Origin of the sequence: Mesorhizobium sp. M1A.F.Ca.IN.020.03.2.1 (assembly GCF_004023205.1) — a bacterium.
In the GTDB taxonomy this organism is placed as follows: domain Bacteria; phylum Pseudomonadota; class Alphaproteobacteria; order Rhizobiales; family Rhizobiaceae; genus Mesorhizobium.
This window is the reverse complement of record NZ_RZSV01000213.1, coordinates 1-9,395: the sequence shown is the minus strand read 5'-3', so window position 1 is coordinate 9,395 and position 9,395 is coordinate 1. Positions and strand designations below refer to the sequence as shown.

The following is a 9,395-nucleotide window of genomic DNA, read 5'->3' as shown; positions in this document are numbered from 1 at the left end:
GCCCGCGACCGGCTCGCTGATTTCTTCCTGGAAGCGGGCCATTTCCTCTTTCGGCACCAGCCGGACGTGCAGGTCGATCACGCCGCCCGGCTCGAACGGCAGCGGGCTCGGAATGAAGCCGGGCACTTCGGCGAGACCGGCGATGGTGGCCGGCGCCCGGCACACCAGCCGCCCGTGACGCGGGGCGGCAAGCAGCCTGTCGTCGCCGATCAGTCGCGAACACAGCCCGCGCACCCGGCAATGATCGATGAGCGTCAGCGCCAGCGTCGTCTTGCCGGCGCCGGACGGCCCGGTGATGAGGACGCCGCGATCGCCGATCAGGATCGCCGTTGCGTGGATATTTTCGGGCTTCACGGCAGGATCGGACATGATCGTTTCTGTCTGGGAACGGAGATCAGCCTTCGGCCGGCAGGGTCACCACGAAGCGCGCGCCCTTGATCTCGCCCGGCTTGGTGCCGGGGATGTTTTCCGCCGTCAGCGTGCCGCCATGCGCTTCGACGATCTGGCGGCTGATCGACAGGCCCAGGCCGGAGTTCTGGCCGAAGGCCTCACCGGCGGGCCGGTCGGTATAGAAGCGCTCGAAGATGCGATCGATCTTTTCGGCTCTGATGCCCGGACCGTTGTCGTCGACGGTGACGATGTTGAACTTGCCGGCGCGCGCCAGCGAGATGGTGATATGGCCGTGTTCCTCGGGAACGAAGGAACGCGCGTTCTCGATCAGGTTGGTGATGACCTGGCCGATCCTCAGATCATGGCCGACGACGACATAGCCTTTGACGCCCTGCGGCAGCTTGGCGACCTTGAGCTCGATCTCGACCGACTTCTTGTTGCGCGTCGTCTCGCGCGAGACCGCGACAAGATCGGTGATGAACTTCTTCAGGTCGACCGTCGAGGCATCCTCGCGCGCCAATTCGGCATCGAGCCGCGAGGCATCGGAAATGTCGGTGATCAGCCGGTCGAGCCGCTTCACGTCGTGCTGGATGATTTCCATCAAACGCTCGCGTGAGGTGTCGTTCTTGGCCAGAGGCAGCGTTTCGACCGCGCTGCGCAGCGAGGTCAGCGGATTCTTGAGCTCGTGCGAGACATCGGCAGCGAAGCTTTCGATCGCCTCGATGCGCGCATAGAGCGCGTTTGTCATGTCGCGCACCGCGATCGACAGATTGCCGATCTCGTCCTGACGGTCGGAGAAGTCAGGGATCTCCTCGCGGTTCTTGACGCCGCGCCGCACCCGTACGGCAGCAGCCGACAGCCGCCGCAGCGGATTGGCGATCGTGGAGGCCAACAGCAGCGAGAGGATGGCCGTGACGAGCGCCGCGATGCCGAACACGCGCAGGATCGCCTTGCGTTCGGCCGCGACGATCTTGTCGATGTCGCCGCCTTCGGTGGACAGCATCAAGACCCCGAGCACGGCGCGGAAGCGCTGGATCGGCACCGCCACCGAGACGATCTGTTCGCCCTGCTCGCTTACCCGCACGATGGTCGAGGGACTGCCGGTCAGCGCCTTGACCACTTCGGGGAAGGCCGCGCCATTGCCGCCGGGCTGTTCGTGATAGACGGGCAGGTCCTTGTTGCGGAAGAAGTCGAAGACGAATTTCTCGACGCGCTCCAAAAGGCCGGGCTGCTCGTCGTCGACAGGCGGGAGGTCGTAGCGCAGGATCTGGCCGCGCGAATAGAGATGCCGCGAATCGAGCAGCAGGTTCGCGTCGCGGTCGTAGATGCGGGCGCGCGTGCGGGTCGGCGAGATCAGCCGCCGCAGCACCGGCGCCACGCGCTCGGGATTGATCGGGAAGTCGAGATTGTCGAGCTGGTCCGAGCCTGGCCCCAGGCTTTCGCCGGCCTGCAGCTCGAGCAGCTTTTCCGGATCGATGCTGATCGAGTCGGTCTCGACCGTCGCCGAGGCCGCGATGGCGCCGGCGATGATCTCGCCTTGCGTCATCAGGCTTTCGACGCGGGCGTCGATCAGCCCGTCGCGGAAGGTGTTGAGGTAGAGGATGCCCGTGACCAGCACGGCAAGGCCGGCCAGGTTGAGAAACAGGATGCGCCGCGTCAGGCTGGAGAAGATGTGGTGGCCGAGGAAGCGGCGCATCGGCACCGTGATTTTCGACAGGAATGCAGGCACGATACGCGACGGGCGCTTCGCCGCGCCCGCCCGCCTGCCTCGCTCTGCGTCCACTGCCATCAACTAGCAGTCCCTGTCCGGTGAATGGTGCATGGCGAATGGAAAAATGGGGCGCTTAGATAGAGCCCAGTGGGCCGCTCGCACCATCCACCATTCACCATTGACTATTCACTATATCAAGCTTCCCGAAACCGGTACCCGACTCCGTAAAGGGTTTCGATCATCTCGAAGTCGTCATCGACGGCCTTGAACTTCTTGCGCAGCCGCTTGATATGGCTGTCGATGGTGCGGTCGTCGACATAGACCTGCTCATCATAGGCCGAGTCCATCAGCGCATCACGGCTTTTTACCACGCCGGGGCGCTGCGCAAGCGAATGCAGGATCAGGAACTCGGTTACCGTCAGCGTCACCGGCTCGCCCTTCCAGGTGCAGGTGTGCCGCTCCTGGTCCATCACCAGTTGGCCGCGCTCGAGCGAGCGCGCCTGCTGGCTGGGCGCCTTGGCGGCCGCCTCGCGGGCGCTGGTGCGGCGCAGCACCGCGCGCACCCGCTCGACGAGCAAGCGCTGCGAGAACGGTTTGCGGATGAAGTCGTCGGCCCCCATCTTGAGGCCGAACAATTCGTCGATCTCGTCGTCCTTCGAGGTCAGGAAGATCACCGGCAAGTCGGATTTTTGCCGCATCCGGCGCAACAGCTCCATGCCGTCCATGCGCGGCATCTTGATGTCGAGGATGGCGAGGTTGGGCGGCCGCGCCGCCAGGCCTTCGAGTGCCGACGCGCCGTCGGTGTAGGTTTCGACGCGGTAGCCCTCGGTTTCGAGCGCGATCGACACCGAAGTCAAAATATTTCGGTCGTCGTCGACAAGCGCGATTGTTGCCATTTCAAGCGGCTCCCTCATGAGCTGTCCCTTCTGTCGTCGAGAAAGGGCTTTTGCAGGACAAATTGGGTACAAAATGTGGCATGGGCCTTGTCCGAAGTCACGGGCGGCCTGCCGCTACACACGATCGCACCCATAACCGGATTGGACGAACGAAGCCTGCCAATCCTTTGGGCAACCTCTGTGATTTTTTGCACATATAAACGATTTAAACAACTTTCAAAATTTTTAAATCGATTAATGATTTGATATCATTCGCCTTTTCTGGTTCTGACCCTAATTAGTCCCTTGCGCGTTCCGGCAATGACCGGTCAGACGCGGCCAAAATCCGGAGAGGAAATTTGATGTCGGAAGCCGGCAAACGCAACCCCGACTGCGCCATTGACGCGATCGGCCTGAAGACCACGGGCACGGTGCGATATAATTTCGGCGCTGCCGAGCTCTATGAGGAAGCGATCCGCCGCGGCGAGGCGAAATTGACCGCGCAGGGCGCGCTGGTTGCCGAGACCGGCCAGCACACCGGACGCTCGCCGAAGGACAAGTTCGTCGTGCGTGACGACAGCACCGCCCCGCATGTCTGGTGGGAAAACAACAAGGCGATCTCGCCGGCGCAGTTCGAGACGCTCCTCGCCGATTTCCGCGCCCATGCTGCGGCCAAGGATCTCTATGTGCAGGATCTCGTCGGCGGCGCCGACGCCGAGTTCCAGCTGCCGGTTCGCGTCGTGACGGAATTCGCCTGGCACTCGCTGTTCATCCGCAATCTCCTGATCCGCCCGCAAGCCGCCGAGCTCGACCGCTTCGTGCCGCAGATGACGATCATCGACCTGCCGTCCTTCCGCGCCGACCCGGCCCGCCACGGCACCCGCGCGGCGACGGTTATCGCGGTCGATCTCACCCGCAAGATCGTGCTGATCGGCGGCACGTCCTATGCCGGCGAGATGAAGAAATCGGTGTTCACCGTGCTGAACTACCTGCTGCCGCAAAAAGGTGTCATGCCGATGCATTGCTCGGCCAACGAAGGACCCGCCGGCGACGCTGCCGTCTTCTTCGGCCTTTCCGGCACAGGCAAGACGACACTGTCGGCCGATCCATCGCGCACACTGATCGGCGACGACGAGCACGGCTGGGGGCCGCACGGCATCTTCAACTTCGAAGGCGGCTGCTACGCCAAGACGATCAGGCTGTCGGCCGAGGCGGAGCCTGAGATATTCGCCACCACGCAGCGCTTCGGCACGGTGCTGGAGAATGTGATTCTCGACGCTGCCCGCGCGCCGGATTTCGACGACGGCCGCCTCACGGAGAACACGCGCTGCGCCTATCCGCTGGACTACATTCCCAATGCCTCGAGGACCGGCCGCGCCGGCCATCCGAAGAACATCATCATGCTGACGGCCGACGCCTTCGGCGTCATGCCGCCGATCGCCCGGCTGACGCCGGCGCAGGCGATGTATCACTTCCTTTCAGGCTATACCGCCAAGGTCGCCGGAACCGAAAAGGGCATAACTGAGCCCGAGGCGACCTTCTCGACCTGCTTCGGCGCGCCCTTCATGCCGCGCCATCCGTCAGAATACGGCAATCTGCTGCGCGAGCTGATCGCCGGCCACGGCGTCGATTGCTGGCTGGTCAACACCGGCTGGACCGGCGGCGCCTATGGTACCGGCCGTCGCATGCCGATCAAGGTGACGCGCGCCCTGCTCGGCGCGGCGCTCGACGGCTCGCTCAATGCCGCCGAATTCCGCACCGATGCCAATTTCGGCTTCGAGGTGCCGGTGGCGGTGCCGGGCGTCGACGGCGCCATTCTCGATCCGCGCTCGACCTGGGCCGACAAGGCGGCCTATGACAGGCAGGCCTCCAAGCTGGTCAACATGTTCGCCGCCAACTTCGAGAAATTCGAAACACATGTCGACGCGGCCATCCGCGGCGCGGCACCGCGCCTGCAGGAGGCGGCGGAATAGCTGCCGCTCCGAACATCTTCCTCCAGGGCCCGGCTTGGGCCGGGCCTTTTCTTTTTCCCGCCGCCGCGCCATGACTGTGCGCATGAATGCCGACGACACGATCATCATCGCCAGTGATGCGGTCATCCATCCGGATGACCTGCACGAGGACTTCATCCGCTCTTCCGGGCCGGGCGGCCAGAACGTCAACAAGGTGGCGACCGCCGTCCAGCTGCGCTTCGACGCCGCCAATGCGCCGGGCCTGTCGGAGCGGGTGCGGGAGCGCGCCATCAAGCTCGCCGGCCAGCGCGCAACCAAGGATGGCGTCATCGTCATCGAGGCCGGGCGCTTCCGCACTCAGGAACAGAATCGCGCCGACGCGCGAGCCAGGTTGACGGCACTGGTCGCCAAGGCGGCCGAGCCGCCGCCGCCGCCGCGCAAGAAGACGAAGCCTTCGAAGGGCGCCGTCGAGCGGCGCCTCAAGACCAAGGCCGGGCGCTCGACGGTCAAGAAGCTGCGCGGCCGGGTTGAAAGCGACTAGGGGCCGACATCCGACGACGGCCGCTTTCGGGTCGCGAAGCCGTTCTGCGGTGGCATGCTCGGACGAATTGATCGGATCGAATGCCATGCTCGTTCTGCCCAAGGGCGTTCGCCATATGCCGGGCTATCTGTCGCGCACGGAGCAGGAAGCGCTGGTTGAGGAGATCAGGCGCATCGTGCAGGCGGCGCCGCTTTATGTGCCGGCCATGCCGCGCACCGGCAAGGAAATGAGCGTGCGCATGACCAATTGCGGGACGCTCGGTTGGGTGACCGACCGCGAGCGCGGCTATCGCTACCAGCCGATGCACCCGGTGACAGGCGAGCCCTGGCCGCCGATCCCCGAAGCCCTGATAAAAGTGTGGCGCGAGGTGTCGGCCTATCCGCACGCGCCTGAAGCCTGCCTCGTCAATTTCTATTCGAGCGAGGCCAAGATGGGCCTGCACCAGGACCGCGACGAGCAGGATTTCGCAGCACCCGTCGTTTCGGTGTCGCTCGGCGACGACTGCCTATTTCGGGTCGGTCACACCACGCGCGAAGGCGGCACCAAGTCGTTCAGGCTGAAGAGCGGCGATGTCGTCGTGCTTGGCGGGGAGGGACGCCTCTGTTTCCACGGCGTTGACCGCATCTACCCAGCGACCTCGGCGCTGTTGAGGAGTGGCGGCCGTATCAATCTGACGCTGCGGCGGGTAACGGTGCCCGCAAGCTAACGAAATCTAGAAGTTTTCCTCATAAAGACGGGCAGCTATTGCAGCGTGGGGCTCGGCAATGTCGCAAAGCTATTCGGTCCTCCGCGGCCTGTGGGCAATCGTCACGGAGGCAGCCCAACTCGTTCGCAGGGATTCGGGCCTCTATCTGGCCATCGTCATTTATGTTTTGGCCGGGCTGATCTTTCTGAACGCGATTGGCGCCGCCGACCGCCTCGCGTTCTCGATATATTTCGGGTCCTGGATTCCCCTCAACGGCTTCGCACTGCCCACAATAGCAATCCTTGCCGACGCAATTCTCATTATGCATCGCTTCAATTCCCGGCGACGTTTGGTTGCGAAAAGAGTGTTTTCGACCGGGCGGTTGGCATATTCGCTATCGGGATTGTGCCTTCTGATGGCGCTCATGATCTTTCAGGGCAATTTCACGTCCGTGAAGAACGGAATGTCGGCCTGGCAAGGCGGTTTTCAATTCGATGTCCTGCACGCCGACATCGACGCTTTCCTCCATTTGGGCGCCGATCCGTGGCGCTGGCTCTACTCCGTGGCCGAAAGTGATCTGGTGCGCGCCATAATAGAATGGAACTACAACGTCTTCTGGTTTCTGCTGAATTTCGTCGGCTTGTTCTTCGTCGCGACATCGCCCATGGTGGCATCGGCCCGAACGCGCTATCTCGCCTGCTTTATGGCAGTCTGGATCCTGGTCGGGAACATCCTGGCGGCGCTGTTCCTCTCGGCGGGTCCGGCATTTTACGGCGCGGTCACGGGAGACACGGCGCGGTTTGGTGAACAGCTTGCATTCCTGGCCCGCGGGGCTGGGTCGAGCAACTCCGCGGCCGCCTACCAGCAGTATCTATGGTCGCTGTATGAGGCCAAGCAGACCGGTTTTGCCACGGGTATCTCGGCGTTTCCCAGCGTTCACGTCGGCCTTGCAATGCTCAATGCATTGTTCGTTCGCGAATACAGCCGCCTCCTCGGCGCCTTCGCTCTGCTCTACGTGGCCTTTGTTGCTGTCAGCTCGGTCTATCTGGCATGGCACTATGCAATAGACAGCTATGTCGCCGTCATCGTCGTGTCTGTGATTTACATCGTCGCTCGCAAGCTGATCCCGGCGGACCGTCGCCTCGTGCCGAACATGCCGATCGGAGCCGTCAACCGTCCCGTGGCCGCCGCTACGGTCTGCTGAGACCCGGCTCCCTGTCGAAGCTGCCGCCGACTAAGAACAAAGACTAATTTGAAAGCGCGTCGCCTGAATCGACGCCAGGGCCATGCGCTTTAGGCGCCGGTCCGCCGGATTCGATCAGAGTTTCCGCAATGCCACCTCTTCGACCAGGTGGTTGGCGCCTTTGCGCAGGATGAGGTCGGCGCGCGCCCTGGTCGGCAGGATGTTCTCGCGCAAATTCTTCAGGTTGATGTTGCTCCACAGGCCCTCGGCGATGGCGCGGGCGGCATCCTCCGACAGCTGCGAATAGCGGTGGAAGAAGGAGTCCGGGTTGCGGAAGGCAGTCTCGCGCAGTCGCATGAAGCGCTGGGTGTACCACTGGTGAATCAGCTTCTCGTCGGCATCGATATAGATGGCGAAGTCGAAGAAATCCGACAGGAACGGCACGATCTTGCCGTCCTTCGGCAGCTTGCCCGGCTGCAAAACATTGATGCCTTCGAAGATCAAAATGTCCGGCCTGTCGATGGTGACGAACTCGCCCGGAATGACGTCGTAGGTCAGGTGCGAGTAGACGGGGGCCCGGACGTCGCGCTGCGCCGACTTGATGCCGGAAAGGAAGCGGAGCAGGGCGCCGACGTCGTAGCTTTCTGGAAAGCCCTTGCGCTCCATCAGATTGTTGCGGCGCAGGATCTCGTTCGGCAAGAGGAAGCCGTCGGTGGTGATGAGATCGACCTTCGGGCTCGACGGCCAGCGCGCCAGCAATTCCTTGAGCACGCGAGCGGTGGTCGATTTGCCGACGGCGACCGAGCCGGCGATGCCGATGATGAACGGCGTCTTGACGACGTCCTGCGCGTTGAAGAAGGCCTGGCGCTGCCTGAACAGCAGCTGGCTCGCCTCGACATGCGCCGAAAGCAGACGGGAAAGCGAAAGATAAATGCGCTTGACCTCTTCGAGGTCGACCGGGTCGTTGAGCGAACGCAGCCGGTCGATCTCGTCCTCGGTCAGCGTGAGCGGCGTGTCGGCGCGGAACTGCGACCATTGCTCGGCCGAGAAGAAACGAAAGGGGGAGTATTTCTCGGTCGGAGCAAGCTGGTCCATCGAGTCTCCTGCCCTCCTAGAGCATGATGCCGAAAAGTGTGGAGCGGTTTTCGGACGACATCATGCTCTATCCGTCTTTAGCGGTCAGCCCCGGGGCCGGGACGCCTTTTCAGCGACGCCCGAGCGGCCGGTGCGGCCCTCGAGCTCCTTCACCACGTCCTCCAGCGGAATGCCCGCGATCGCGAGGACGACCAGCCAATGATATAGAAGATCGGCGCTTTCCGAAACGAGGGCCTGCCTGTCGCCGCGAACGGCGGCGATCACGGCCTCGACCGCTTCCTCGCCGAGCTTCTGCGCCGCCTTGTCCATGCCCTTGGCGAACAGTTTTGCCGTCCATGAGTCCGGGTCGCCGGAATGGGCGCGCTGATGGATTATCGTTTCCAGCTCGGCGAGCGAAAATTGAGCCATAGCAGTGGATTAAGTCCGATGAACGGTCGAGTCCAGCCGCATCGGCAGGCCGGCGCCCGCCATATGCGCCTTGGCCTCGGCGATGGTGTAGGTGCCGAAATGAAAGATCGAGGCGGCAAGCACGGCGCCGGCATGGCCATCGCGGATGCCTTCCACCATGTGATCAAGCGTGCCGACGCCGCCCGAAGCGATGACCGGCACACGCACGGCATCGGCGATCGCGCGGGTCAGCGCGATATCGTAGCCGGCCTTGGTGCCGTCGCGGTCCATCGAGGTCAGCAGGATCTCGCCGGCGCCGCGATCGACCATCTTCTTGGCGAACTCGACCGCGTCGATGCTGGTCTTCTCGCGCCCGCCATGCGTGAAGATCTCCCAGCGGTCGGCCTCGCCGGCAGCCGATACTTTCTTGGCATCGATGGCGACGACGATGCACTGGTTGCCGAACTTGTCGGCAGCCTCCGCGACGAAATCCGGGTTCTTCACCGCCGCCGTGTTGATCGATACTTTGTCGGCGCCGGCCAGAAGCAGCCTTCGGATGTCGGCCACCTGGCGCAC

The 9,395-nt window shown here is 63.3% G+C and carries 10 protein-coding genes; 4 read left to right on the top strand and 6 right to left on the bottom strand.

Annotation, left to right across the window (positions count from 1 at the left end):
• From EOA79_RS25450 to EOA79_RS25440, 3 genes are all read right to left on the bottom strand, one after another.
• On the bottom strand, nucleotides 1–369 hold a 369-nt coding region (locus EOA79_RS25450; RefSeq protein WP_128293409.1), incomplete at its 3' end, for an HPr kinase/phosphorylase.
• A 25-nt stretch (nucleotides 370–394) separates the two neighbouring features.
• Nucleotides 395–2,179 carry a sensor histidine kinase gene (locus tag EOA79_RS25445; protein WP_067323871.1) on the bottom strand — a complete coding sequence of 595 codons (1,785 nt, stop codon included), beginning with the start codon at nucleotides 2,177–2,179 and terminating at the stop codon, nucleotides 395–397.
• Between the two features lie 116 nt (nucleotides 2,180–2,295).
• The gene (locus tag EOA79_RS25440) at nucleotides 2,296–2,997 is read right to left on the bottom strand and encodes a response regulator transcription factor (protein WP_127335684.1); all 702 of its coding nucleotides are present in this window, start codon (nucleotides 2,995–2,997) and stop codon (nucleotides 2,296–2,298) included.
• 341 nt (nucleotides 2,998–3,338) lie between these two features.
• Between EOA79_RS25440 and EOA79_RS25435 the strand changes: the two genes are divergently transcribed.
• From EOA79_RS25435 to EOA79_RS25420, 4 genes are all read left to right on the top strand, one after another.
• Entirely contained in the window at nucleotides 3,339–4,949 is a 1,611-nt protein-coding gene (locus EOA79_RS25435) for a phosphoenolpyruvate carboxykinase (protein WP_067323873.1), read from the top strand.
• 82 nt (nucleotides 4,950–5,031) lie between these two features.
• Entirely contained in the window at nucleotides 5,032–5,469 is a 438-nt protein-coding gene (gene arfB, locus EOA79_RS25430) for an alternative ribosome rescue aminoacyl-tRNA hydrolase ArfB (protein WP_095825582.1), read from the top strand.
• Between the two features lie 85 nt (nucleotides 5,470–5,554).
• Nucleotides 5,555–6,175: an alpha-ketoglutarate-dependent dioxygenase AlkB gene (locus EOA79_RS25425; RefSeq protein ID WP_095825583.1), complete on the top strand. Its 621-nt coding sequence runs from the start codon at nucleotides 5,555–5,557 to the stop codon at nucleotides 6,173–6,175.
• A 58-nt stretch (nucleotides 6,176–6,233) separates the two neighbouring features.
• Nucleotides 6,234–7,358, top strand: a complete 1,125-nt coding sequence (locus EOA79_RS25420) for a phosphatase PAP2 family protein (RefSeq protein WP_095825515.1) — start codon at nucleotides 6,234–6,236, stop codon at nucleotides 7,356–7,358.
• 114 nt (nucleotides 7,359–7,472) lie between these two features.
• Here the strand turns inward: EOA79_RS25420 and coaA are convergent, their stop codons facing one another.
• From coaA to EOA79_RS25405, 3 genes are all read right to left on the bottom strand, one after another.
• Nucleotides 7,473–8,432 carry a type I pantothenate kinase gene (coaA, locus tag EOA79_RS25415; protein ID WP_067002907.1) on the bottom strand — a complete coding sequence of 320 codons (960 nt, stop codon included), beginning with the start codon at nucleotides 8,430–8,432 and terminating at the stop codon, nucleotides 7,473–7,475.
• A gap of 84 nt (nucleotides 8,433–8,516) precedes the next feature.
• Nucleotides 8,517–8,840 (bottom strand): phosphoribosyl-ATP diphosphatase, encoded by a 324-nt coding sequence (locus EOA79_RS25410; RefSeq protein WP_095825516.1) that lies wholly within the window; start codon nucleotides 8,838–8,840, stop codon nucleotides 8,517–8,519.
• A 9-nt stretch (nucleotides 8,841–8,849) separates the two neighbouring features.
• On the bottom strand, nucleotides 8,850–9,395 hold a 546-nt coding region (locus EOA79_RS25405), incomplete at its 5' end, for a HisA/HisF-related TIM barrel protein (protein WP_128293407.1).

Bases quoted from the DNA above. Each gene is read 5' to 3' on its own strand.
- EOA79_RS25440 (WP_127335684.1), bottom strand. From the start codon at position 2,997: ATGGCAACAATCGCGCTTGTCGACGACGACCGAAATATTTTGACTTCG.
- EOA79_RS25445 (WP_067323871.1), bottom strand. From the start codon at position 2,179: ATGGCAGTGGACGCAGAGCGAGGCAGGCGGGCGGGCGCGGCGAAGCGC.
- EOA79_RS25420 (WP_095825515.1), top strand. From the start codon at position 6,234: ATGTCGCAAAGCTATTCGGTCCTCCGCGGCCTGTGGGCAATCGTCACG.
- arfB (WP_095825582.1), top strand. From the start codon at position 5,032: ATGAATGCCGACGACACGATCATCATCGCCAGTGATGCGGTCATCCAT.
- EOA79_RS25435 (WP_067323873.1), top strand. From the start codon at position 3,339: ATGTCGGAAGCCGGCAAACGCAACCCCGACTGCGCCATTGACGCGATC.
- coaA (WP_067002907.1), bottom strand. From the start codon at position 8,432: ATGGACCAGCTTGCTCCGACCGAGAAATACTCCCCCTTTCGTTTCTTC.
- EOA79_RS25425 (WP_095825583.1), top strand. From the start codon at position 5,555: ATGCTCGTTCTGCCCAAGGGCGTTCGCCATATGCCGGGCTATCTGTCG.
- EOA79_RS25410 (WP_095825516.1), bottom strand. From the start codon at position 8,840: ATGGCTCAATTTTCGCTCGCCGAGCTGGAAACGATAATCCATCAGCGC.